Here is a 24,730-nt window from a genome sequence, read left to right on the forward strand (position 1 = left end):
TGCTCCCATCGACTGCTTACGATAGCTCGTTAGCCGCGCTGACGTGCATCGTCGCGAACAGCCAGTCGTCCCCGTCGGCGGCTGCCGTCTCCCCGTCTCCGACCCGAACGAGCGTCCCGCTCCAACGCGTCTCGAAGCGCCGGCGCTCGTCGGCGTCGAGATCCATCCACGCCATCGTCACCTCATCGGCAAACGTGGCGACGCCGTCGCGTTCAGTGACGACGAGCTGGTGACTTTCGACAGTCCACGCCGTGGTCGTCTCGGTCTGTTCGCACAAGGCCTTGCTGACCGCCTCGAAGCCGAACAGCGCTTCGCTGATGCCGAACTTGACGGTCGACGCGTCCTCGAGGAAGTACGGAGACAGCGCTTCGCCGGCTCGAAGCGCCTCGTAGTAGTCGCGGACGACGGTTTCGGCGCGGTCGCTCATACCGTCCCCTGTCGACGTCCAGTTCAAAAGGCCCACCGGCGACAGACGCCGGCTGATTACATGAAGCCGCGGTCGACTTCGTCGGTCTCGATCAGGTCGTCGAGTTCCGCGCTCAGTAAGTCGTCAGCCTCCTCGAATCGCTCCGAGAGGTCCTCGAGTTCGTCGGGCCGGTCGTACTGGTCGTAGGCCATCGGGCCGAACGCGGGGCTCTCGATGGCCTCCATCACGTCGTCGAACAGATCCTGTGGACGCGTCGGCGCGTCCGCGTGAGTCTCGAGAACGGTCTCGAGGCGCTTACCGACGGTTTCGGCCTGATCCTCGTCTTCGGGTGGCGACTGGACTGCAAAGCGCCCGCCCTCGTCCCGTTCGGGGAGGAACGAACCGATTTCGTCGTCGAGATTGCGTGCGACCTGCGTGCCGACGCCGCGCACCTCGAAGGGGTTTTTTGCGTAGGTTTTCAGGAAGAAGACCCCGGCGCGGGGGTGGGCGAGATACATGTCCTCGCCGACGCCGCCGGCACGGTCACCGGCGACGGCGCGCCAGTGTTCGGGATCGACGTTCCGCTCGGTGACGTCCTCGAGTATGTCTTGCCACTCGCGAATCCGCATGGATAGTGGTTGTGAGGCCGGCAGAATGAACGTATCGGTCACGGTGAACGGCCGCTGGGACCGTCGCCGAACCAAAAGGGATACGACGACACCCCCGAAGAACGGGTACGAACCGTTTGTCCATGTCCGTCCGCCAGTCTCCCTCGCTCGTCGAACTGTTTCGTGCGACACCAGCCAAAAGCGCCCTTCTCATACTCGGCCCGCTCGCACTGGCCGTCGGACAGCTCACGAACAGCTACGTCAACGGCGTTTCGCCGCTCGTCTCGAGTTCGTTTGCCGTCGTTATGATCGGGTTTGCCGTCATCGCAACGCGCCATCACGCTACCGAACACCGACTTCGGCAACTCGAGGCCGAACTGCGCCGGTGATGAGACGCAGGCCGGAGACACCGCTCAGACGGACTGCTGGCGTCAGTGACCGCCGATCACCGACCTCGTCGCCCGTGGTCGGGACCACAGCCGGTCTCAGGCCCGCGTGGATTCGGCGACGACCCGTCGTGCGCCGCGAGCGTTGTAGGCGTTGTATCCTGCGAAGCCGGCGATAAGCAGTCCGCTGATGAGCGTACTCCAGAACAGCAGATCGACCATCTCGAGCAGCGCCGGCGAGATGATCAGCCAGATCCCGAGCACCGCGACCAGCGAGGCGACGCCAGTGCTGAGTGGAACGTCGTTCGACAGCTGGTAGACGTTGTAGCCGGCGGCGATGAAGACGGCCGAACCGACCAGCAGGTTGTTCCAGAGCAACGCCGCGGCGATATCGACCAGCAGCGCCGAAACGGCGACCCAGACGCCGAGCGCGGCGATGAGGGCGCTGAACACCGGTGCCTTGCGTCGCCGCTCTTCGTCCGCGATCGCAGCCCCATCTCGAGGCTCCTGCCGGTCGGGTAGATCGTCGGCGCTGGTCCCAGCATCGACGTCGGCGGCTGGTGACGGTGTGTGCGCTTCGTGTTCGATTTCACCGTCAGTTCCGTGCGCTGGCTCTCGCTCACGGTCGTCCCTGTTCGAGTCGGTCATGCGACTGGGGCGTAGCCGTGGTCGTGCAAAAACGTCGCCGACTGTTCCAGTATGGAGCGGCGTGGCTCGCAGGTAATCAGGTATTATTGTCTCCGTCAGTTGCACCCCCATGACGGCCTCGCGACCAGCGCAGTCCGTCCGTGACCGATAGCGTTTTTGCCGGCGCGGCCCGTGACGATCAGTCGTGCACATACGCGGAATCGTCGCGGGGGAGGTCGAAGCGCGCTCGGTGTCGACGAGCTACGGGGAAAGCGAACTCGCCGAGGTGCCGCTGCGACTGGCTACCGAAGACGGCGAGCGGACACAGACCACACCGCTCGCTCGAGACGGCGACGGTGCGGCGTCGGACCCGGCAGCCGATCACGAGACCACGACCGTCACCCTGTGGAACAAGTGGGCCGAGTCGGCCGACTACCTCGAGCCGGGGCTGGAGGTGCTCGTCACCGACGCAAAAGAAGAGACGTATCAGGGCGAGACCCAGTATGCGACGACGGGCGACTCCTACGTCGTCGTCGAGCCGAGCTTTCTGGTGAACGTGACGGCGATCCGCAACTGGGTGCAGTGTCCTCGCCTCTACTATCTGAACAAGCTCTCGGGCGTGCCGCTGAACTACCCCGTCGTCAAGGGGACGCTCGTCCACGAGGTCTTCGGCGACCTCTTGCGAGGACGCGACCTCGAGGAGTCGATCGACGCCCGCGTCGACGAACGCGGCCTCGAGCTCGGCTTGCTCGGCGAGACACCCGAGGCCGTCGCCGAGGAGGTCAGAGAGAACGCCACAGCGATCGAAGGCTGGCTCGAGCAGGGTCGATTAACTGAAGAAGATAGCTGGCGCTCCGAGCAGTTGCTCATCAGCGAAACGTTCGGCATTCGCGGGCGGGCCGACGCCATTCGTCGCGGTTCGCCGGTCGAACTCAAGACGGGCAAGAACCTGAAAAAAGAGCCGCGGTTCAAAGACAAGGTGCAGGCGGCCTGTTATGCGCTCTTGCTCGAAGAACACGGCGGCGACGTCGATCACGGGACGCTGCTCTACACGAAGAACTCGGCGCTGGATCGCAACGAGGAGACGGGCGATCTCACCCCGGCAAAGGAGTTCACGATGGGCGACGGCCTGTTGAAGTTCGTCGTCCGCCAGCGCAACGAACTCGCGGCGATGGAAATCGCCGGCGACATCCCGACCGGCTACGAGGGCTCGGCGAAGTGTGAGTACTGTTTCGAACAAGACACTTGTATGGTCGTCTCGGGCCGGCTCGATCAGGAGTCGAAAGCCGGCCAGATCGCAACGCCGCTACCCGAGGAGGAACGCGAGTACTTCGATCGGTTCTATCGGGCGATCGAAGAAGAACGCCGGGAGGTCCACCGCGAGTACGCCAAACTCTGGGAACAGGACGCCCAGGAGCGCGCCGACGACGACCGGGCGCTGATCGACCTCGAGTTCGTCGAGAAACGCCCGCTCGAGGGCGGTCGCTGGGAGCTTCGCGCCCGCCGGACGAGTAGCGCGAACTCGAAGATTCGGGAAGGCGACTTCGTCTTGGCGAGCGACGGCCATCCAGTGCGTGGGAACTCGGAGCTTGCAACGATCGAGCGCTTGGACGACGAAGTCGTCCTGACGGCCGACGAGCCCGTCGAGGTCACGCGTCTCGACGTCTACCCCTCCGAACTGACGACCGACCGGCTGCTGGTTGCGATGCACGACGCGCTGCTCAAAGGCGACGAGCGCCGCAAGGACATCCTGTTCGGACGGGCCACCCCCGAGTTCGAGGAGAGCGGTGCGTCGGAGACGCACCGAAACAGAGCCGGTGAAACCGGCGGCGTCGACGAGACGTTCATCGACAACAACGCCGCCCAGAACGAGGCCGTGACGAAAGCCGTCGGCGCACGGGATTGTGCGCTGATCCACGGGCCGCCGGGCACCGGCAAGACCTACACCATCGCCCGTGCCATCCGCGCAATGGTCGAACGCGGCGAGCGCGTCCTGCTCTCTGCGTTTACGAACCGAGCCGTCGACAACGCCCTCGAGGCCTTGCTCGAGCAACTCGAGGACGGCGTTGAGTCGCAGACGGAACGATCTGGAGACGGCGAAGGCGTCTCCGTCGTCCGCGTCGGCTCCGAGAGCGGCATCCGCGAGGATATGGAGCCGTATCGCCTCGAGCGCTCGGGCGACCCTGAAGACCGCGTCGCCGAACTCCAGAACGCACAGGTCGTCGCCGCGACGACGGCGACCTGTGGCTCTCGAGTGATGAAAGAGCAGGCGTTCGATGTCGCGCTCGTCGACGAGGCCGCCCAACTGACGGAGCCGGGGACCTGTGCGGCGATCAATCTCGCCGAGCGATTCGTCCTCGTCGGCGACCACGAACAGCTGCCGCCAGTCGTCCGCGCCGAAAACGACCTCACGGAGTCGCTGTTCGAACGGCTCATCGACTGCCATCCCGAGGCCGGCGTCATGCTCGACCGCCAGTACCGGATGAACCAGCGCATTCAGGCCTTCGCCTCGAAGGAGTTCTACGACGGCGAGCTTCGACCCGCCGAACCCGAGGTCGCGGGTCGGACGCTGGACGATCTCGCGGGCGTCTCCAGAGACGCGCTCCCTCCGGAACGACGAGACCCAGTCACGTTCGTCGACGTCGAAGGCGACGGCGGGCAGTACACCGACAGCGAGGAGGCAGCCCGGATCGCCGAGTTGATCGAAACCTACGAGCGCGCGGGCCTCGAGCGATCCGAAATCGGCGTTATCGCTCCCTTCCGGGCGCAGGTCTCCGAACTCTCGAGACACGTGCCCGACGACGTCACCGTCGATACGGTCGACCGTTTTCAGGGCTCGAGTCAGGAGGTCATCATCATTTCTTTTACTGCGACGGGAACGCTCGAGGGACCCATCTTCGAGGATTACCGACGCATCAACGTCGCGCTGACCCGACCGAAACGCGCGCTCGTGCTCGTCGGCGATCCGGCGGCGCTTTCGTCTGATCCGGTCTATGCGCGAATGCTCGAGTGGGCGCGCACGTAGCTCGACGCGCTGGCTCCCGACTGGAGATGGCAACGCATATGTATTTATTTTCTACCTATTTCATACATGACGAAATTCTCGAGACGAGGACTGCTTGCTGGCGCTGGCACGGTCGTCACAGGCGTGGTCGCTGGCTGTCTAGACGACGCTGCCGTGGGAACTGGGGAGTCAGAGCCCGGCAACGGCGACGACACCGATGAGACTGACTCGAGTCCGCTGGCTGGTGCGGTGACGGCTGACGCCGTCGTGGACTATCCTGAATTCGTCGACGGCGTGACCGTCAGCGACGATGGACGACAGATCGAGTTGGCGGACCCAAAACTGGAGTTTTCGCTTTCAGCCGTCGTCGAGGGGACAGAAACAGGGGGAGACGGCCTGCGGGTCAGCCGCGATCTCGGCAGCGAGGTTCCGACGGCCTACATCGCACCGGAGATAGGCGATGACGGCGTTACGTATCACGTCTTCGCGAACGAGGCGTTCGTCGATCACGCCGACTGGGAGGTCGTGACCATCGAAGACAACGCCATCACTGACGAGCGTGCGGCCTCGTTTACCGAACTGCAGGCTGGCGTGTCGCATCTCGCCAGGGAATCGACTGCCGATATCGACAGTCTCGTCGTTGTCGACGGCGGCCGGGACGCACTCGAGCGAAGCGATAGTGAGGAGACGGCTGTCGGGATTCGCCAACTGGACGGCGATACTGTGCCAGCGACACCACAGGTTGCGTTCGACATCGACCACGGAACCGATAGCGATCCCGTCGTCGAGATTACCCACGCGTCCGGCGATACCCTCGAGGGAGATCACGTGGCCGTCGATGTCGACGGAGAACGCATCGAGGACCCGTTCGACGTCGAGACAGTGGCTGCGGGCGAGACGGCGACACTCGAGGACGTACCGGCTGGGGCTGCGCTCCGGGTGCTGTACGAAGCAAACGGCGAGACCGCCGTGCTCACATCGACGACGGTTCGGCGTTGACAGCTCCGCTGGGAGTATTCAGCCCCGTCGCTCGAGTGGGCGTCGTGCTGACGCCTCGCTGACCGCTGTCCAACGGGATATTTATCGTTTCGAGACCGTCAGTGCAGATGATGCGACTCGCAGACGAGAGTGCAGTCATCCGTGACGCCATCCCGGCCGAGTACGCAGATGTCGTGGTCATGCTCACCGAACTCGGTGGTGTGTCGGTGTTGATGGGGCTGCTGGCATTGCTGTTCTGGTGGGGCGACCGACGGCGGAGTGCACTGGTGATCAGCTACGCGATCGCCGGGCTCGCGTTCTTGTTGGCCCTGAAGTCGCTGCTCGAACTGCCACGGCCGCCGGAAGACGCCATGCTGGTCGCACTCCCCGGTGAACGCGAGGGGTACGGCTTTCCGAGTGGCCATGCGTTCGCGGCGACGGTCGTCTACGGCGGCCTGCTCTCGGTGTCCGACCGCGCTCGAGAGCCGTGGGCCGTCGTCGGTGTCGGCGCGCTTATCGTCGCTATCTCGCTCTCGAGAGTCGTTCTCGGGGTCCACTACCTCGGTGATGTGATCGTCGGTGCGATACTCGGCGTCGTCTTCATCGCCGCGATGAACCGGCTCACTCGCGGCGTGCCGGCGGCCGGCTTCACCGTTGCGCTCGTCCTCGCAGTCCCTGCCGTCTACGTCACCGGTGCCAGCGAGGACACGCTCCTCGCAGTCGGTGGGGCGGTCGGCGGCCTGCTCACGGCCGGTCGAATCGACCAGCTTCCCGACCTTCGCTCGCGACTCGAGGGAGTCGTCCTCGCTGTCGTCGGCGGCGGCGTGGTCGCAGGCCTGCAGGTCGTCGAATCACTCGTCGGAACGACGCCGGTACTCGTCGCACTGTATGCTGTGCTCGTCGCGTGGATTGTCGTCGCCCCGATTATCGTCAGCCGACTCGGCACCGATCTCGTCGGCGCAACACCGCTCGGGTCGTAGGCGGTCTGGACGCAGGCGGCCATCTTGCGCCCGGTGAGAAGCGACTGGGGATTTACCGCCGTCGACGGTGTGAACTCGCTATGCTCGACTCCGTACACCCGAATCGGTTCAGCGTTCGGGTCGCGGTCTGGCTCGTCGTCGCGGTCGCGCTGACGTCGATCGCGACCGGTGTCGTGGCGATTCTCACGGACCCCGCCGTCGAGGCAGCCGGCGTCCTCGGAACGTTGCAGGCGGTTGCGGAGTTCAGCGGGACCATCATCGGCTTCGCCTTGCTCATCGCTGCGTGGGGAATGCGACGCGGCTACCGAGTTGCGTTCGTCGCCGCCGTCGGCCTCGTCGGCCTGTCGCTGGCTCACGGCATCGTCCAGTTCCGACTGCTCTCGGTGCCGCTCGTCGTCCTCTCCGTCGGCGGCCTCGTCGTGCTCGTGGCCACGAGTCAACGATTCGGCCGTTCGAGTCATCTCACTGCGACTCAGATCGGTGCACTGCTGGCGCTTGTCGGCGTCTTCTGTTATGGCACCGCTGGGGCGTACGCGCTCCGCGGACAGTTCGATGGCGTCGATGGCGTCGTCGACGCGGTCTACTTCACCGTCGTCACCGCGAGTACGGTCGGCTACGGCGACGTCCACGCGGCCACTGAGACGGGCCGCCTCTTTGCCATCTCGTTGGCCATCCTCGGGCCCGCGGCTATCGCCGCGGCCGCCGGCAGCTTGTTCCAACCCGCACTCGAGGCCCACCTCGAGCGAACCGGCCGGCGCGCGATGACGACGACAGACACCGAGGACGGAGACACGCCACAGATCGTCGTCCTCGACGGCGATGCAGCGCTTGCACCCGTAATCGAGGGGCTTGCGAGACACGCGTCGGTTACGGTCGTCACACGCGAGGACGCAGTGTCGAGCCTGCCTGACGACGTCAGCAGGTTCGTCGCCGAGGTGACAGACGGCGACACGCTCGAGCGAGCCGGCCTCGAGCGGTGTCACGCGGTGCTCGTTGCTGGAACCGATGCCGGCGACGCCATTGCTGCCGTCCAGTCACACACTGACGCCACAGTCGTGGCCGTTGCTTCGGGCGACTCGCTCGCTCGTCTCGGGGCGGACATCGTCGTCGCACCCGACCCGATCCTCATCGAGACGGTCATCGACGCGGTGCTGGCAGCCAGCAGCCCCACCGATCAGGCCTCAGCGTCGGCCGCCTCCCAGAGCGGGTAGAGATCGTCTTCGATCGGCTCGGTGATCGACTCGCCGTCGAGGACGAGTTCGAACGCGCCCTCGCCAACCGTGCCGATTTCGGCTCCCTCGAGGCCTGCCTCGGCGAGCGACTCGAGGCAGTCGTCGACGGCCTCGCTCGGCACAGTCGCGAGCAAGGCCCCGGAGCCGAAGATCCGCAGCGGATCGACGGCAGCCGCCTCGCATAGCTGCTGGGTCTCCTCGCGAATCGGCACCGCGTCGCGGGCGATCTCGAGTCGAACGTCGGAGGCGCGGGCGATCTCGAGTGCGCCGGCGGCGACGCCGCCCTCGGTCGGGTCGTGCATCGCGGTGGCGTACTCGCGGATCGCACGGCCGTCATCGACGATACTGATCTCGTCGACGAATTCCGCGGCGCGCTCGCAGATGGTGTCGTCGACATCGAGGTCGTCACCGAAGTCGGACGCGAGGATAGCGGTGCCCTCGAGGCCGGCGGCTTTCGTCAGGACGACGCTGTCGCCGGGCTCAGCGCCGTGTGTCGGGACGAACGATTCGGCCATCCCCATCGCCGTCAGCGACAGCAGTGGGCGCTCGAGCTGGTCGACGTACTCCGAGTGGCCGCCGACGATCGACGCGCCGACGTCTCGAGCGGCCGCGTCGAGGTCGTGCGTGATTGTCTCGAGTGGCGCGTCCTCGTCGGGGAGCATGATGACGGCCGTCAGCCAGCGCGGGTCAGCACCCGAGGCGGCGACGTCGTTGCAGGCGACGCGGACGGCGAGCGTGCCGACCTGCGAGGCCGCAAGCGAGATGGGATCGGAGCTGACGACGAGCGTCTCGTCGCAGCCGGGGATTGCGATTCCGGCGGCGTCCTCGCCGTCCGCGGGTCCCTGTAGCACTGTCTCGTCGTCGGCGGCCGTTCCCGTCCGGCCGAAGACGTGGTCGAGCAAGTCGTCCGGGCTCACCTTGCCGGGCATACCACGAACTGGGTGGATTGGGGGTTTGTAGCTGTCGGGGTCGGCTCGAGCGTATCCGTCAAAAAACACACCGCGGCTGGTCGAGGTCGACGCTCAGGCGTCGTCCGGTGCCACCGCGTCCATCGTCTGTCGAACCTCGTCTTCGGTCGCACCGCGCGGGAAGCTAACGGCGATGGCGTCGATCCCGTCGACGGCCTCGTAGCGCTCGAGGCTCTCGCGAGCCGATTCGGGGTCGCCCACGGCACAGAGATCGTCGAGCAGGTCGTCGCCGAGACAGTCAAGTGCGCGCTCGCGGTCGCCTGCCTGCCAGGCGTCGTGGATCTCGACGGCCTCGTCGTAGCCCTGACGCTCGAGGGCGTCGCGGTAGAACGTGCCCATGCCGCCGACGTAGAAGGCGACGTGCTGACGGGCGAGGTCGCGGGCACGATCAGTATCGTCCAGCACACAGCAGGTCACGCCGGTCGTGACCTGCACGTCTTCGGGGTCGCGCTCGCCCAGTTCTGCCCCGCGTTCGATGTCCTCGAGGCGGTCGCGGACGCCATCGGGGGTGAGCATGATGCCGTGCCAGCCGTCGGCAAAGCGGCCGGCGAGTTCGACGGCCTTCGGCCCCATCCCGGTGACTTCGATCGGTGGGGTGGGTTCCGGCGGCGCACAGCGCAGTCGAAAGCCCGAGAGGTCGAACTCGTCGCCGTCGTAGTCGACGGGTTCGCCCGAGAGCACCTGCCGGACGATGTCGACAGTTTCACGGGTTCGCTTGAGCGGGTTGCCGTACTCGAGGCCGTGCCAGTTTTCGATGACGACGGGGCCGCTCGGGCCGAGGCCGAGTCGAAAACGGCCCTCGGAGAGTTCCTGTAACGTTGCTGCCGTCTGGCCCAACAGGGCAGGTGAGCGCGAGTAGGTGTTGAGGATGCTCGAGCCGATATCAATTTCGTCGGTGCGTTCGGCCATCGCTGTCAGGACGGTCACGCCGTCGCGACCCCACGTCTCGGGGAGCCACGCGCAGTCGTAGCCACCGGCTTCGGCCCGCTGGGTGTAGTCAACGATCGAGTCGACGGTCGGCTGTGCAGCGACCGGCAGGTGGACGTCTCGGTCGGTCATACCTCGTACTCCTCCGAAATCTGGGGGACGCCACCGGCGGTGATCGTCTCGCCGACGATGTATGAGGCGGCGGGGCTCGCGAGGAACTGCGCGATGTCGGCGATTTCCTCGACGGTGCCGATCCGTCGGGCGACTGCCTCGCGGTCGATGTTGTCGGCGGAGACGCCCATCTGGCTCTCGACGCCCGGCGTGGCGACGAAGCCGGGGGCGATGCAGTTGACGCGGACGTCGTCGTGGGCCCACTCGTTGGAGAGGGTCGTCGTCAGGTTGATGACGGCGGCTTTGGCCGCGCCGTAGGGACTCATCAGCGGCGAGCCGCGCTGGCCGGCGACGCTCGCGAAGTTGATTACGGTGCCGCCGCCGTCTTTGAGGTGTGCCGCGGCGGCGTGCGTGCAGTGATAGGTGCCGTGGAGGTTGATGTCGACGATGGTCTGCCAGCCGTTCGGCGAGACGTCGTCGAACGCGGCCATGAACGACGCGCCGGCGTTGTTGACCAGCACATCGAGGCTGCCGAACTCCTCGACGGTGGCTTCGACGAGCCCCTCGACGGCCTCTCGATCCGTCACGTCACACTCGACCGCCAGCGCCCGGGCGGGGCTGTCGCCCTCGTTGATCTCCTCGGCGACGGGATCGACGTTTTCCTGCTCGCGCGAGCAGACGACGACGTCGACGCCGTCCTCGGCGAACCGCCGTGCGATTGCCCGCCCGATCCCACTCGAGGACCCGGTGACGATGGCGGTCTCGCCGTCGATGCCGAACTGAGCGGTGCTCACGCGCAACCACCGACGCTTCGAGGTATCTGTGTTACCATTGTTAGTTCCACTCGAGTGTATGGAGAGTTTGTTAATAAAGATGGGTATGAATCCCGCAGCGTTAAGTGCGCGGCAATCACTGCCACAGACAGACGACAGATCACTATGACAGGCGACACCCTACCCACCCGACTCGAGGGCTCGATTCGGAACCAGAACGCCGCAGACGGCACGCGACTCGAGCGACCGCCCGTCACTGGCGATCGAACGATGAGTCAGAGGGCCGACTGATGGCCGAACGCGACTCGAGCGCGAGCGATCCCGACTGCATCGAGTGGGAGGCCGTCTTCTGGGACATCGGGGGTGTCATCCTCGACCTCGAGTCCGTCCGGGAGGCCCACGAGGCGTTTATCGCCACGCTCGTCGAGCGACACGACCTCGAGACGACGGTCGAGGAGGCGACGGCGACGTGGCGGTCGGCCGTCGGAAACCACTTCCGAGAGCGCGAGGGGACGGAGTTTCGGGCCGCACGCAACGCCTACGAGAAGGGGATCGACGAACTCGCCGCCGAACCGATCCCGAAACGGGCGTGGCTGTCGACGTTCGAAGACGTCGTCCAGTCGTCGATCGAACCCGTGCCGGGTGCCGTCGAGACGATCACGGCACTGGCCGAGCGAGACCTCCACGTCGGCGTCATCAGCGACGTCGACGACGAGGAGGGCAAGTGGATGTTGTCGCAGTTCGGCGTCCGCGAGCGCTTCGACTCGATCACCACCTCCGAGGAGGTCGGCCGGACGAAACCCGATCCGGCGATGTTCGAAACCGCCCTCGAGAAAGCCAACGTCGACCCTAGCAGATCGCTGATGATCGGCGATCGTTACGACCACGACGTATACGGGGCCGATCGGATGGGAATGCACGGCGTCGCCTTCGGGGCCGACGACGGGCCGGCCGTCGCCTATCGAATCGAGTCGCCAGAAGACGTCCTCGAGATCATCGACGACGACGGCTGCTGACGCTCGTTGCGAACAATGTAAGCACAGAAGGCGGCGAAACTATTTTCGTAAAGTAGTGACGTGGTAGTACCGAACACAGATGCTGAGTTCGTATTGTGATCCGGTCGTCGCCGTCGTACCGACACCCCAGCCCACATGAGCGACAGCTACTACGAGCGGCTGGTCGACGAACCGTCGCTGGTTGCGCACCTCGAGGACCACCTCGGCGCGGTCGACGACTACGAAATCGACCGCCACCGAGAAGGACACTCGAACGAGACGCTCTTTCTCGAGTGGGGCGATCGAGACCTGGTGCTCCGTCGCCCACCGCCGGGAAACACCGCCGACACGGCCCACGATGTCCTTCGGGAGTACCGCGTCACGGCGGCGCTGGCCGAGACCGACGTTCCCGTTCCCGAGCCGGTACTGGCCTGTGAGGACCATGACGTCATCGGGAGTGACTTCTACGTCATGGAGCGACTCGAGGGTGACGTCCTCCGAGACGACGAACCCGATCGGTTTGCCGCGTCCGAACACCGTCAACGGATCGGCGAGGAACTCGTCGACACGCTCGCGAAAATCCACGACGTGGCGTACGAGTCGGTCGGCCTCGGCGAGTTCGGCCGGCCCGCGGGCTACACGCAGCGACAGGTCGACCGCTGGGGGACACAGCTATCGTGGGCGTTCGAGGTCACCGAAGACGAGCGGGCAGTGCCGGATCTTCACGCGGTCGGCGACTGGCTCCGCGACAGCGTGCCCGAGGAGCACCCCCACACGCTCGTTCACGGCGACTACAAACTCGACAACGTCATGTTCGGAACGGGAGGAGCCGATCGCGCGACCGACGACAACGCCGAGCGGTCGCCGGCACTCGTCGCGGTCTTCGACTGGGAGATGGCCACGCTCGGCGATCCGCGCGCCGATCTGGGCTGGATGCTGTCCTACTGGCGCGATCCGAAAGACCCCGCGCCGTCGATGCCCGAACTCACCAGTCGGTTCATGGAACGGGAAGGGTATCCGACACGGGTCGAACTCGTCGACCGCTGGGAAACCCACACCGGCCTCGAGTTCGAACACGAGCGGTTCTACCGGACACTCGCCGTCTACAAACTGGCCGCCCTCGGCGAGATGTTCTTCCGACGCTACCTCGAGGGCAACAGCGACAACCCGATCTACCCGAAGATGGAGGCCCGCGTCCCGGCGCTGACCGCTCGAGCGATGCGGATCATCGAGGGTGACGAGCCGCTGTAGGCCACTGCGCCAGTCTCTGTTACTGACGTTCACGAGACGCCCGACCCCGCGTACGAGCTGTATCTCTATTGACTTCGTGCTTAACATTGGTAACCTATCGTCGGTGGTATTAAGAGCGTCCCGCTCGAGCACACGACCATGTCACTCGGAAACATCGACCACGTCGCCGTCTTAGGGGCGGGGAACATGGGTCACGGAATCGCCGAAGTAACCGCAATGGCCGGCTACGACGTCTCGATGCGGGATATCAAACCCGAGTTCGTCGAGGACGGCTACGACGCGATCGCCTGGAGCCTCGAGAAACTCGAGGAGAAGGATCGACTCGACGAATCCGCCGACGAGATCCTCGCGCGGATCGAGACGACGACCGACCTCGAGGCGGCCGTCGCAGATGCCGACCTCGTCATCGAGGCCGCACCCGAGAACCTCGAGTTGAAACACGACATCTTCAGCGACCTCGAGCGGTATACGGACGAGGAGACGCTGCTCGCGACGAACACCTCGAGTCTACCGATCTCGGACATCGCGGACGTCGTCGACACACCCGAGCGCGTCCTCGGCCTGCACTTTTTCAACCCGCCGGTGAAGATGGATCTCGTCGAGGTTATCTACGGCGAGCGGACGAGCGACGACGCCGCCGAGGCCGGCTCCGAGTGGGTCGAATCGATCGACAAGACGCCGATTTACGTCCGCAAGGACGTCCGCGGCTTCGTCGTCAACACCATCGTCGGGCCGTTCATCGGCGAACCCGCGTGGATGGTCTCCGACGGTGAGGCGACGATCCGGCAGGCCGACGCCGCGATGGTCCACCAGCGGGGCTACCCGATGGGACCGTTCGAACTCGGCGATCTGACCGGGATCGACGTCGGCTACCACGTCCGCAAAGAGGCCGGCGACGAGATCCCGCCGGTCATGGCGGAGAAAGTCGAGGCCGAAGCACTCGGCCGGAAGACCGGTCGCGGCTACTACGACTACGAGGACGGCGACGGTGCCGACTACGAGCGCGGGGATGGCGAGGGATTCGACACGCTCCGCGTTGAGGCCCGAATGATCAATCGCGCGGCGTACCTCGTCGGCGAGGATGTCGCCACTCCCGAGGCGGTCGACACCGGCGTCCAACTCGGACTGGGCTTCCCCGAGGGCATCTGCCGTCGTGCCGACAAACTCGGGCTCGAGCGGGTGCTCGAGAAACTCGAGACACTCCACGAGGCAACTGGCGACGACCGGTTCGAGCCCCATCCGTCCCTCGAGGAACTCGTCGACGCGGGGAAAACCGGCGAGGACGCCGGCGCTGGCTTCTACGAGTACGACGGCGACGACGGCGACCTCGACTCCTACCACCACCTGAACGTCGCACTCGAAGACGGCGTTCTGCAGGTCGAACTCGATCGACCCTCGCGGATGAACGCGCTCTCCTCGGAGTTACTCGAGGAGATCGACGACCTGTTCTCGACGATCGACACCGACGACGTGCGGTGTGCGACGATCGAGGGCGCGGGCGACCGCGCGTTTAGCGCCGGGGCCGACATCGGCGGCTTCGCCGGCGCGGAGCCGACCGACCTGATGGACGTCACGCCGGCGTTCGAGACGGTCAACGACTTCCCGCGGCCCGTCCTCGCGAAGATCGACGGTTTCTGTCTCGGCGGCGGTTTAGAGCTTGCACTCGCCTGTGACCTGCGCCTCGCGACCGAGCGCTCGACGTTCGGCGCGCCTGAGATTACTCTTGGATTGATTCCCGGCGGCGGCGGAACCCAGCGCCTGCTGCGGCTGCTCGGTGAGACCCGTGCGAAGGAACTGGTCTTCCGGGGCAATCACATCGACGCCGACCGCGCCGAGGACTGGGGGCTGATCAACCGCTCAGTCGACCGCGACGAGTTCGACGAAACTGTCGACGAGTTCGTCGACGACCTCCGTACCGGCCCGCCGATCGGCCTCGAGGTCGCCAAGAAGGTCATGAACGAGGGGGAAGACGCGAGTCTCGACGCCGCCATCGCCATGGAGAGTCAGGGCTTCGGGTTGCTTGCGAGTACGGAAGACGTTTTAGAGGGGACGACGGCCTTCGCCGAGGACCGCGAGCCCGAGTTCGAGGGGAAATAAATGGCGCAGGAACCGAGCCAGTCAACGGACTGGCCTGAGTGGGGCTCGTTCGTCGACCAGCACGGCTACCTCTCGTGGCTCGACGTCAGCGTTGTTCGTCTCGAGGACGGGACGGCGGTCCTCGAGGTCGAACACAACGAAGAGTTCGAGAACCCGGTCGGAAGCGACGGCTACGATCCGGTTCACGGCGGTATCGTCGCCACGCTGATCGACACGGCGAGTGCGTTCGCCCTCCGAACGACGTTCGACGAGCCGGCAACGGCGCGGCTGACGACGACCGATCTCAACGTCTCGTACCTTCGGCCGGCGACGGGTGACCTCCGAGCGAGGGCGGAAGTGATTCGCGCTGGCGGAACGACCGGCGTCACCGACGTGTCGGTCACCGGTGCCGACGGCGAGGCAGCCGTCGGACGCACTACCTACCGGCTGTTCCGGCCCGGCGACTGAGCCGGGATGGCTAACCCTCGGCGGGTTCAGGTCCCACTCACTGCTCGTCGTGAAGGTCTTTGTAGATCTGTGGGTCGGTCTGGAACTTCAACACGTTGTGGACCGACGAGTTGCGAATGTTCGCGATGACGTCGCCGTACTCCTTGTAGCAGTTGTGAATCCACTTCGAGATCTGTTCGCGGCTGCGAAACATCATGACGGTCTTCCACTGGTACTCCCCGTCCGAGAGGAAGAAAAACAGGGTGTGTTTGTCCCCTTGGATGTGTTCCATCGCATTACGCCAGCTCTCTTCGAAGTGTTCCGTGTTGAACTTGAACTCGAACAGCGCAAAGATGTAGTACTCCTCGTTGGGGATGATCGCCTCCCGGAAGACCCCCTCGTCGCGCATCCGCCGGATCGATTCACTGACGGTGACGTGGGAGACGTCGATATCGTACTCCGATTTGAGCACGCTCGTCAACTCTCGCGAGGAGAGCTGTGGATCGTTCGCAAGCTCACACAGGATGGCAATATCGCGGTCCTTGAAATCCCAGTTTGGGCGTTCGCCGTCGGTCATATTAGTGTGCAGTGTGGTGGGTCATTAGTATGCATCTGTTCCGTCCAGAGCAGTCGGTCGCTGTCGACAGCCAGCCGACCCTCTCGAGGTCAGGACCTGACTGAGCGAGTGCCGACGACGGGCAGTTCTGCGCCTGTGGCCACGACAGACACGTCGTCCGACTGGCTCGACAAATTTCCGTGGTGACATATCCGCACTTCGATTTCCAACACAAAATCAGTTCGGGAGAGTGCTTCCATTGGTAACCAATTCCGGAGGTGTGCCGCCGACTGCACAGCGTCGATCGACTGGCTACTCGTCGCCCGTCCCAGTCGCGAGCCCTCGCACCGACTCGTCGCCGATCTCCTCGAGGACGTGTTCGTGAAACGCCTGTAAGGCGGCGCTTTCGTCTTCGGCAAGGACGACGTCGCTGGCCGACAGCGTCGCCAGCCCGAACGCCCGCGGCGTCGGCGAATCGTGCAGCTGTCGAGAAACGTCGAGGTCGCCAGCCTCGAGCGCGCCGACGAGTTGCTCGATTTCGCCGACGGTGAGTTTGTCCTCGAGGATCTCCCGGTACGTCTCCTCGATGACGGCGAACTCCTCGAGTTCCTCGGCGAAACCGAGTAACATCTCGCTCGAGACCTGCTGTTCGCTCGCCGATTTCTCGTAGCCCTTGTAGCGTTTGAGAATCATCAGCGCCCGCGTCGCGTTGATCCGGAAATAGCGCTGGAGGAGGTCCGTGCCCGAAATCGCCTGCCGGAGATCCTCGCGGACGTCGTCGGCCTCGAGGTCGTCGATGAGTCCCTTGAGGTCGACTTTTCGGTTCAACGGCATCGAGAGGACGAAGCCGTTGTCCGCGACGGCGACACGGACGTTGGCGGTCGCCTGCTGGGCACAGTGGTACGCGAACAGCCGCGAGAGGCCGTCGTTGACCCTGCGGCCGTACGCCGAGTGAACGTAGTAGTGGCGTTCGTACTCCTCGCGGTCGCGGACGACCTCGATGGCGAGTCGGTCGTGGGTGCTCACGCTCTCGGGACCCGCGTACTGGAGTTGGTGGTCGAACAGCCGGGCGATCGCGCGCACGCTGTCGTCGTCTAGCGGGAACTCCCGGAGCCAGGCGCGAACGCGTGGTGGGCCACCCGCCTCGTAGTGGTCGAGCAGGGCAGCCTGAAACGTGAGGATCTCTCGGCCGAGGTCGACCGACAGCGGCAGCCGTTCGGAGTACCACGAGGGGACAGTCGGGCGGGCGCTCGTGCGGTCGACGTACACCTTCGAGCCGCGTCGGTAGCGATACTCGAAGTGGTCGCCGCCGAGGACGAACACGTCGCCTTTCTCGAGCGTATCGAGGTAGTTCTCGTCTAACTGGCCGACCCACTCGTCGCTGGCGCGCGTGGAGACATCGCAGGTGAACGAATCCGGAATCGTCCCGATGTTGGTCATGTAGATGACCCGCGCCAGCCGGCCGCGTTTGCCGATCAGGGGTTCGCCGACCGGGAACGCCTCGTGGTGGTGCTCGCCGTCGGGCGGATCGTTCTCATCGCGCCAGATCTTCGCGTAGACGTTTCGATCCTCGAGGCCGGCGTACTCGGCGGTGAGATACCGCATCAACGACTCGTACTCGGCATCAGTGTAGTTCCGGTAAGGGTAGGCCCGCTTCAAAGTCGCTTTCAGGTCGGCCTCCGGGCGGATCTCCGCGATCGCCATCCCGTAGACGTGCTGGGCGGCGACGTCTTGGGCGTTCTCGGGAATCGACACCGAGTCGACGAACCCCTCGTCGGCTTTTTTGAGCATGACTGCACACTCGAGCAGTTCGTCCCGATCGAGGGCGATCACCCGGCCGGTGACGGTCTGGCCGACGCGGTGGCCCGCGCGGCCGACCCGCTGGAGCAACGCGGCGACGCTTTTCGGCGAGCCGACCTGGATCACCATATCGACGTGGGGCATGTCGATCCCCAACTCGAGGCTCGTCGAGGTGGTGACGACCTCGAGGTCACCGTCTTTCAGTCGTCCTTCGATATCCTGACGAACGTCTTTCGAGAGGCTGCCGTGATGACAGCCGGAGTTTCCCTCGTCGTAGGCGTCGAAGCGCTCGCGGAGGGTGTGTAAGACGCGTTCGGCACCCGAGCGCGTGTTGGTAAAGACGAGCGTGTTCGTGTGGGCCTGAATGTGGTCGTGCAGTTGGCGATAAAACCGCTCCTGGACGACCTCGCGGGAGGTGTTGATCAGGTCGTCGGTCGGACACTCGAGTTCGATGTCGAACTCGCGAGCGAAGCGGGCGTCGACGATGTCGTACGGACGAGCGTCGCCACCCGGCGTTGCCTGCCCGACCAAAAATTCGGCCACCTCCTCGAGCGGATCGACCGTCGCCGAACAGCCGATTCTGGTGATCTCGCCTTCGGCCATCGCCTCGAGTCGCTCGAGGCTAACCGACAGGTGAGTGCCGCGTTTGCCGTCCGCTAATGAATGAATCTCGTCGACGATGACGTACTCGACGGTGCGCAGTTTCTCGCGGAACTTCGGCGAGTTCAGCAGGATCGCGAGCGTTTCAGGTGTCGTGTTGAGGATGTGGGGCGTCTCCTCGAGCATCTTCTGACGGTCGCTCGAGGACGTATCGCCGTGGCGGATGGCATGGCGGATCTCGCCCATTTCTTCGTCGTCGTCTCGGCTCGCGACGATGTCTTCGATTCCCTCGAGGGGGACCTCGAGGTTCCGGTGGATGTCGTTGGCGAGTGACTTCAGCGGCGAAATGTAGAGACAGTAGACCGAGTTCTCGAGGCCGTCCTCCGAATCCCGATCCGTGGTAAACAGCGCATTGAGAATCGACGTAAAGCTCGCAAGCGTCTTGCCGCTGCCCGTCGGCGCACAGATCAGGGTGTTCGTTCCCTCGTGAATCTTCGGGATCGCCCCCCGCTGTGGCGGTGTGAAAAAGCCCTCATTTTCGGGGATGTACTCGCCGAAAGCCTCGAGCCACCACTGCTGGACGGCGGGCTCGAGCAACGCAAAGACGTCGCGGTCCTCGATCGTGACCGCGTCGGGATCGAACGGCAACTCGGCGTCGGAGTCCAGCACCGATTGGCGCACACTCCCGTCCATTGTCGTCGTCTGGGGGACGGGTATGTAAGAGGGTTTGCCCACCGGAGCGAAAGTGAACCCTGTGTCGTCGTCAGAGGATCGCTGTCGCGATCGCGACGATGACGAACACATGCCAGACGAGGACGGCGGCTCTGGCACCCGTTGTCGGCAGCGGCGGGTTGCGAAACATCGCATCGTAGACGAACAACGTCGCAAACACCGCACCGCCGGCAAGCCCGACTTCGAGCGCGACGGATGTGGCGACACCGATCGCCAGTCCGAACGCGAGGCTCCCGGCGATGGCGAGCAAGAGTTTGTCGTAGTACTCGAGCGATGGCACTGTCCTTCTACAGGAATGTAGGGCGTCCATCATCGAAAACCCCTCGCCGAATACGGGCCTGTGGGCATTGATATCCATTGTGCTGTGCTAGCATACTCGAGTATCGTCGTGGTGAGTGACGATCCGAAAGAGGCTACCCTTATCGGGGAGGCCGTCCGAGGACCCCGTATGCGTGTCACCTTTCTCGGAACCGGGAGCGCGATGCCGACTGGTGAGCGCTTCCAGACGGGAGTGCTCGTACAGGAGAACGGTCGAACGCTGCTCGTCGACTGTGGCTCGGGCGTCTTGCACCGACTCCAGCAATCCGGCGTCGGCTACGAGCGGATCTCGACGGTGTTGTTGACTCACCATCACCTCGATCACGTCGCCGACTTGCTGCCGCTGATGAAAGCCCGCTGGCTCGCCGGCGAAGACCACCTCGAGGTCGTCGGTCCACAGGGAACGAAAGCACTGGTCGACGACCTGCTCGACGTTCACGAGTACATGCAGGATAAACTCGATCTGCAGGTTCGGGAGGTCGTCGCTGGCGAGTTCTCCGTCGCTGGCTTCGACGTCTCGGCCTACGAAACGCGCCATTCGCTGCCGTGTCTGGCCTACCGGTTTGGCGATCTGTTCACCTTCAGCGGCGACACCGAGGCGTTTGCCGGACTGGCAAACTTCGCCGAAGGCTCGGCAATCCTGGCACACGACTGTTCGTTCCCCGACGACGTCGACGTCTCGAACCACCCGACACCGGAAACGCTCGGCACGGCACTTGCCGGCCGAGAGATCGGACGGGTTTACCTGACGCATCTGTATCCACACACCGAGGGCCGTCACGACGAGATGCTCGAGTCGATCGGTGCCCACTACGACGGCGACGTGCGATTCGCCGAGGATCTGAAAACGATCTCGATCGAGTAACCACGGGACGGTACGGTTCGTCTCGACGATTCGCTCTTTTGGACTGGACATCGTCTGCGCCGTGGCCACCGACACCGCCGGATGTGTGCAATGGCACCGACAGCCACACCTAACAACGGTATCCGAACGAAGTATATAGCCGCAGTTTGTAGGATCATAACAACAGAATGGTCCCACAACCCCAGTCGACTGCTTTCGAGGCGAGGAGCGGATGAGCCTCCCGAATCGTCTCGCGGACATGGTGACTTCGCACGCTCGAATCGTGATCGTTGCCCTGCTGTTGACGACCGCACTCGTCGGCGCGGGTATGCCGATGGTCGACGACGACTCGTCGCTCGATCAGTTCGAGAGCGACTCGCCGGAGGGAGAGGCACTCGAGGACATCAACGAGCGATTCGCCGCCGAGGGCGATGAGAACACGACCTCAGTACAACTGATCGCGAGGGGCGATACCGTCCTCACACAGGAGTCGCTGCTCAGTTCACTTGAGTTCCAAGAGGAGATCCACGCCAACGAGTCGATCAGCGCGACGCTCGTCGAAAACGACTCGATCACCGGCGTCGAGAATCTCGTCGCGATTACGGCGATCACGAACGAACAGATCGCCGAAATCGAAGCCCAAGGCGCAGAACTCGAGCAACGCGAGGCCGATCTCGAGGCCAGAAGCGAGACGCTCGAGGACGGACTCAACGAGACGGTCGAACTCGAGCGGCAGTATCAGGCCGAACTCGCAGCAGGCGATGAGGCGGCTGCCACGGAGACGGACGCCGAAATCGAGGCGACACTCACACAGGCCGCCGCGGACGCCGAACTCGACGACGAACAGACCGCGGAGTACACCGAGTTTGGCGACCAGGCTCGAGGGATCGAGGCTGACCGCTGGGCACTCGAACAACAGTACGACGACCCGGCCACGAACCCCGAGGTCGCTGACGACTACGAGGCGCTAACTGAGGGCCTCGAGGACGTCTACGCCGGCGCGACGTTCGGCGTTCTCGAAGCCGAGTACGACCAGCTCGAAGCGGACTCCGAACAGCTTCAGGAAGACCAACAGGCACTCGAAGAGGGTGGTGATGAGCGACCGTCGCTCGAGGCTCAGATCGAGGCGCTCGAGGACCTCGATGAGGATGAGTTCGAGGACGCACTCACACAGACGCTATCCGACGACAACGGCGGGGCGGCACTCGGCTTCATGCCGACGTCGTATGAGCCCGGCACGACCGACGCCGACGCTCGCATGACGCTGGTCTCCCAGGAGATGGGCGGCGATCAGATGGAGATGGGTGGTGGAACCAGTGCATCGCTCGACGCCCAACTCGACCTTCGTGAGCTCGCAAACCAGAACGAACAGGAGTATCTGGTCTTCGGCTTTGGCATCATCAACGACGAGATCGAGCGGTCGATGGGCGATAGCTTAGCGATCGTCGGCCCGCTCGCGCTGTTGTTCGTCGTCATTGCCCTGTCGATCGCCTACCGTGATCCACTCGACATCGTGCTGGGCGTCGTCGGCATCCTCACCGTGCTCGTCTGGACGTTCGGCTTCATGGGCTGGGCCGGGATCGCCTTCAACCAGATGATGATCGCGGTGCCGGTGTTGTTGATCGGGCTCTCGATCGACTACGCGATACACGTTTTCATGCGCCATCGAGAGCAACGCGAGATGGATGGTGTGACGAGCACTGTCCGCGGATCGATGACGATTGCACTCGCGGGCGTCGGTGTCGCGCTCATTTGGGTGACGGCGACGACCGCGATCGGCTTCCTCGCGAATCTCGTCAGCCCGATTGGCCCCATTCGGGAGTTCGGGGTCATCAGCTCCGTCGGCATCATCGCCGCGCTAATTATCTTCGGCGCGTTGATTCCTGCCCTCAAAGTCGAGATCGACTCGGCACTCGAGGCACGCGGCTGGAGCCGACAGAAGCGTGCGTTCGGAACCGGCGGGGGTCGCTTCGCCAGCGCCCTCACGCTCGGGTCGACCGCGGCACGAAAGGCACCGCTGGCTATTCTGGTCGTCGCGTTGGTGCTCACCGCCGGCGGTGTCTACGGCGCAAGCGAGGTTGACACCAGCTTCGACGAGGAGGACTTCCTCGCCGAGAGCCCGCCCGCCTGGACCGAAAATCTGCCGGCAGGCATGGCTCCCGGTGAGTATCAGGCCAAAGACGACCTCGAGTTCGTCAACGAGAACTTCCAGCGTGATGACACACAAGCACAGATACTCGTCGAGGGTGATGTCGCCGACGACGGCACATTGCGGGCGTTAGCCGACGCACAGGAGGAAGCAGCCGACTCCGAGACCGTTTACACGCTTCCGAACGGCGAGGCGGACGTCCGTGGACCGCTTTCGGTAATGGAAACAACGGCAGCCCAAAACGAGTCGTTCAACGAGTCGTTCCACGCTGCCGATACCGAAGACGACGGCGTCCCGGATCAGAACATCGAAGCGCTGTACGACGAACTGTTCGAAGTCAACGAAGACGAGGCAAGTACCGTCCTCTACCGAACCGATGACGGCGAGTACGACTCGACACGGCTGATGATCGCTACCCGTGGCGATGCCGGCTTCGACCAGACGACCGACGAGATGCGCGCCATCGCCGGAACGATCGACGCCAGCGGGACCGGCGACCAGCGGAATCTCGACGCCGGTGCTGGCGAACTCAACGCCATCGCAACCGGTGACCCGATCGTGAGCTACATCGTCGAACAGGACCTGCTCGAGACGGTGCTCCAGAGCCTGCTGATCACGCTCGTGGCCGTCTTCGGGTTCCTGACGATTGCCTACCGGCTGACCGGAAACAGCGCGACGCTCGGGGCCGTAACACTGTTGCCGGTCGCGTTCTCGGTGAGTTGGATTCTGGGGACGATGTACCTCATCGGCATGCCGTTTAACGTGTTGACGGGGATGATCACCAGCCTCACAGTCGGGTTGGGTGTCGCCTACAGTATCCACATCAGTGCCCGCTATACGCTCGAACTCGAGCGGCAGGGCAACGTCTGGTCGGCGATGCAGACGACCGTGACGGGAACCGGCGGCGCGCTGCTCGGCAGTGCGGCGACGACAGTCGGTGGCTTCGGCACGCTCGCCTTCGCCATCCTGCCCGTGCTCCGGCAGTTCGGCATCATCACCGGGCTGACGATCACGTACGCGTTCTTCGCGAGTGTCGTCGTCCTGCCGGCGCTGTTGGTGTTCTGGACGCGCTATTTCGGCCCGGACGTCTCCTTTGCGGTGTCGGGGGCGACTGCCCAAACGCCGACGGCGAGCGACGGCGGTATCGAAACGGACACAGCCGACGAGCCACGAGGGGACGACCAGTGACTGGTGACGAAAGCGCAGCCATCGACGCGTTCGAGCGACTGGGCCTCACCAGCTACGAGGCCAAGGTCTTCATCGCGCTCCACAGACTCAGCTCCGGAACCGCACGCGACGTCGCCAGCGTCACCGACGTTCCGCGATCGCAGGTCTACAGCGTCGCCGAGAGCTTAGAGGACCGCGGCCTCCTCGAGATCCAGCAATCCAACCCGATCCGATATCGGCCAGTCAGCATCGAAGAAGCACAGGCCACGCTCGAGGCCCGCTTCGAACGCGAACGCGAACGGGCCTTCGAGTACGTCGACACGGTCAAACAGGAGTCGGCGACCGAGGAGACACAGGAGGACATCTGGACCGTCCGGAGTCGCGACCGCGTCGACGACCGCGTCGTCGACCTGCTCTCACAGGCCGAGGAGACGATCGTCTTCGGGACGCGGCTGCCGTCGTTCGTCACGGAGTCGATCGAGCGCAGGCTCGAGGAACGGGCCGCAGCCGGCGTCTCGGTGCTCGCGATCAGCCGAACCGAGTCGGTTCGAGCGCGACTGGGGACACTCGAGGGTGTCGAGACCGCGGTTCCACCGGCCCATCGAGACAGCGACGAGCGATCCGGCCGAATCGTCATCGTCGACGGCGACAGCCTCCTGTTGAGCGTCGTCGCCGACGACGGCAGCGAGACGGCGATCTGGAGCTCCGACTCGCTGTTTGCCTCGGTGTTGATCCAGTTGATCCAGGCGAGCGACGAGTTACAGCCGGTCGCCGACTGACCGGGAGAAAACGTCC

22 protein-coding genes are annotated in these 24,730 nt (G+C 64.4%); 13 read left to right on the top strand and 9 right to left on the bottom strand.

Going from position 1 to position 24,730, the window contains the following annotated elements:
- Window positions 1-16: 16 nt before the first annotated feature.
- Window positions 17-427, bottom strand: a complete 411-nt coding sequence (locus C495_RS03210; RefSeq protein WP_008159968.1) for a nuclear transport factor 2 family protein — start codon at window positions 425-427, stop codon at window positions 17-19.
- Window positions 428-483: 56 nt separating this feature from the next.
- Entirely contained in the window at window positions 484-1,035 is a 552-nt protein-coding gene (locus C495_RS03215; protein WP_008159970.1) for a hypothetical protein, read from the bottom strand.
- A gap of 122 nt (window positions 1,036-1,157) precedes the next feature.
- Between C495_RS03215 and C495_RS03220 the strand changes: the two genes are divergently transcribed.
- On the top strand, window positions 1,158-1,403 hold the full coding sequence (locus C495_RS03220) for a hypothetical protein (RefSeq protein WP_008159972.1): 246 nt from the start codon (window positions 1,158-1,160) through the stop codon (window positions 1,401-1,403).
- A gap of 96 nt (window positions 1,404-1,499) precedes the next feature.
- Here the strand turns inward: C495_RS03220 and C495_RS03225 are convergent, their stop codons facing one another.
- On the bottom strand, window positions 1,500-2,048 hold the full coding sequence (locus C495_RS03225) for an SPW repeat domain-containing protein (RefSeq protein ID WP_008159974.1): 549 nt from the start codon (window positions 2,046-2,048) through the stop codon (window positions 1,500-1,502).
- A gap of 184 nt (window positions 2,049-2,232) precedes the next feature.
- Between C495_RS03225 and C495_RS03230 the strand changes: the two genes are divergently transcribed.
- From C495_RS03230 to C495_RS03245, 4 genes are all read left to right on the top strand, one after another.
- Window positions 2,233-5,052, top strand: a complete 2,820-nt coding sequence (locus C495_RS03230; RefSeq protein WP_008159976.1) for an AAA domain-containing protein — start codon at window positions 2,233-2,235, stop codon at window positions 5,050-5,052.
- A gap of 66 nt (window positions 5,053-5,118) precedes the next feature.
- Window positions 5,119-6,030 (top strand): type IV pilin N-terminal domain-containing protein, encoded by a 912-nt coding sequence (locus C495_RS03235; RefSeq protein ID WP_008159977.1) that lies wholly within the window; start codon window positions 5,119-5,121, stop codon window positions 6,028-6,030.
- 110 nt (window positions 6,031-6,140) lie between these two features.
- Entirely contained in the window at window positions 6,141-6,989 is an 849-nt protein-coding gene (locus C495_RS03240) for a phosphatase PAP2 family protein (RefSeq protein WP_049890151.1), read from the top strand.
- Window positions 6,990-7,069: 80 nt separating this feature from the next.
- Window positions 7,070-8,200 carry an ion channel gene (locus C495_RS03245; RefSeq protein WP_008159979.1) on the top strand — a complete coding sequence of 377 codons (1,131 nt, stop codon included), beginning with the start codon at window positions 7,070-7,072 and terminating at the stop codon, window positions 8,198-8,200.
- Here C495_RS03245 and C495_RS03250 read toward each other — a convergent pair.
- The 3 genes from C495_RS03250 to C495_RS03260 all read right to left on the bottom strand — a co-directional run bounded on the left by C495_RS03250 (window position 8,164) and on the right by C495_RS03260 (window position 11,021).
- Window positions 8,164-9,150: an AIR synthase family protein gene (locus C495_RS03250; RefSeq protein WP_008159980.1), complete on the bottom strand. Its 987-nt coding sequence runs from the start codon at window positions 9,148-9,150 to the stop codon at window positions 8,164-8,166. The genes C495_RS03245 and C495_RS03250 overlap by 37 nt on opposite strands.
- Window positions 9,151-9,243: 93 nt before the next feature.
- Entirely contained in the window at window positions 9,244-10,248 is a 1,005-nt protein-coding gene (locus tag C495_RS03255; RefSeq protein ID WP_008159981.1) for a TIGR04024 family LLM class F420-dependent oxidoreductase, read from the bottom strand.
- A complete protein-coding gene (locus C495_RS03260) occupies window positions 10,245-11,021 on the bottom strand; it encodes an SDR family NAD(P)-dependent oxidoreductase (protein WP_008159982.1) in 777 nt (258 codons plus the stop codon). Before C495_RS03260 ends, C495_RS03255 begins: the two co-directional genes overlap by 4 nt.
- Window positions 11,022-11,165: 144 nt before the next feature.
- On the opposite strand from C495_RS03260, the gene C495_RS18460 reads away from it, so the two are divergent.
- From C495_RS18460 to C495_RS03280, 5 genes are all read left to right on the top strand, one after another.
- Entirely contained in the window at window positions 11,166-11,291 is a 126-nt protein-coding gene (locus C495_RS18460) for a hypothetical protein (RefSeq protein ID WP_275039961.1), read from the top strand.
- Window positions 11,291-12,016 carry an HAD family hydrolase gene (locus tag C495_RS03265; RefSeq protein WP_008159983.1) on the top strand — a complete coding sequence of 242 codons (726 nt, stop codon included), beginning with the start codon at window positions 11,291-11,293 and terminating at the stop codon, window positions 12,014-12,016. Before C495_RS18460 ends, C495_RS03265 begins: the two co-directional genes overlap by 1 nt.
- 135 nt (window positions 12,017-12,151) lie before the next feature.
- On the top strand, window positions 12,152-13,246 hold the full coding sequence (locus tag C495_RS03270) for a phosphotransferase family protein (protein ID WP_008159984.1): 1,095 nt from the start codon (window positions 12,152-12,154) through the stop codon (window positions 13,244-13,246).
- Between the two features lie 138 nt (window positions 13,247-13,384).
- Window positions 13,385-15,343 carry a 3-hydroxyacyl-CoA dehydrogenase/enoyl-CoA hydratase family protein gene (locus C495_RS03275; RefSeq protein ID WP_008159985.1) on the top strand — a complete coding sequence of 653 codons (1,959 nt, stop codon included), beginning with the start codon at window positions 13,385-13,387 and terminating at the stop codon, window positions 15,341-15,343.
- Window positions 15,344-15,790: a PaaI family thioesterase gene (locus C495_RS03280; protein ID WP_008159986.1), complete on the top strand. Its 447-nt coding sequence runs from the start codon at window positions 15,344-15,346 to the stop codon at window positions 15,788-15,790.
- Between the two features lie 37 nt (window positions 15,791-15,827).
- On the opposite strand, the gene C495_RS03285 is transcribed toward C495_RS03280, so the two are convergent.
- The 3 genes from C495_RS03285 to C495_RS03295 form a co-directional block, all read right to left on the bottom strand.
- Entirely contained in the window at window positions 15,828-16,346 is a 519-nt protein-coding gene (locus C495_RS03285) for an Lrp/AsnC family transcriptional regulator (RefSeq protein WP_008159987.1), read from the bottom strand.
- Between the two features lie 291 nt (window positions 16,347-16,637).
- Window positions 16,638-19,418, bottom strand: a complete 2,781-nt coding sequence (locus C495_RS03290) for an ATP-dependent helicase (protein ID WP_008159988.1) — start codon at window positions 19,416-19,418, stop codon at window positions 16,638-16,640.
- Between the two features lie 70 nt (window positions 19,419-19,488).
- Window positions 19,489-19,737: a hypothetical protein gene (locus C495_RS03295; RefSeq protein ID WP_008159989.1), complete on the bottom strand. Its 249-nt coding sequence runs from the start codon at window positions 19,735-19,737 to the stop codon at window positions 19,489-19,491.
- Between the two features lie 168 nt (window positions 19,738-19,905).
- Here C495_RS03295 and C495_RS03300 point away from each other — a divergent pair, with 168 nt between their 5' ends.
- The 3 genes from C495_RS03300 to C495_RS03310 all read left to right on the top strand — a co-directional run bounded on the left by C495_RS03300 (window position 19,906) and on the right by C495_RS03310 (window position 24,714).
- Window positions 19,906-20,640: an MBL fold metallo-hydrolase gene (locus tag C495_RS03300; RefSeq protein WP_008159991.1), complete on the top strand. Its 735-nt coding sequence runs from the start codon at window positions 19,906-19,908 to the stop codon at window positions 20,638-20,640.
- A gap of 211 nt (window positions 20,641-20,851) precedes the next feature.
- On the top strand, window positions 20,852-23,956 hold the full coding sequence (locus C495_RS03305) for an MMPL family transporter (RefSeq protein ID WP_008159993.1): 3,105 nt from the start codon (window positions 20,852-20,854) through the stop codon (window positions 23,954-23,956).
- Window positions 23,953-24,714 (top strand): TrmB family transcriptional regulator, encoded by a 762-nt coding sequence (locus C495_RS03310; RefSeq protein WP_008159994.1) that lies wholly within the window; start codon window positions 23,953-23,955, stop codon window positions 24,712-24,714. Before C495_RS03305 ends, C495_RS03310 begins: the two co-directional genes overlap by 4 nt.
- Window positions 24,715-24,730 lie beyond the last annotated feature (16 nt).

It is taken from the genome of Natronorubrum sulfidifaciens JCM 14089 (genome assembly GCF_000337735.1).
Classification (GTDB): Archaea; Halobacteriota; Halobacteria; order Halobacteriales; family Natrialbaceae; genus Natronorubrum; species Natronorubrum sulfidifaciens.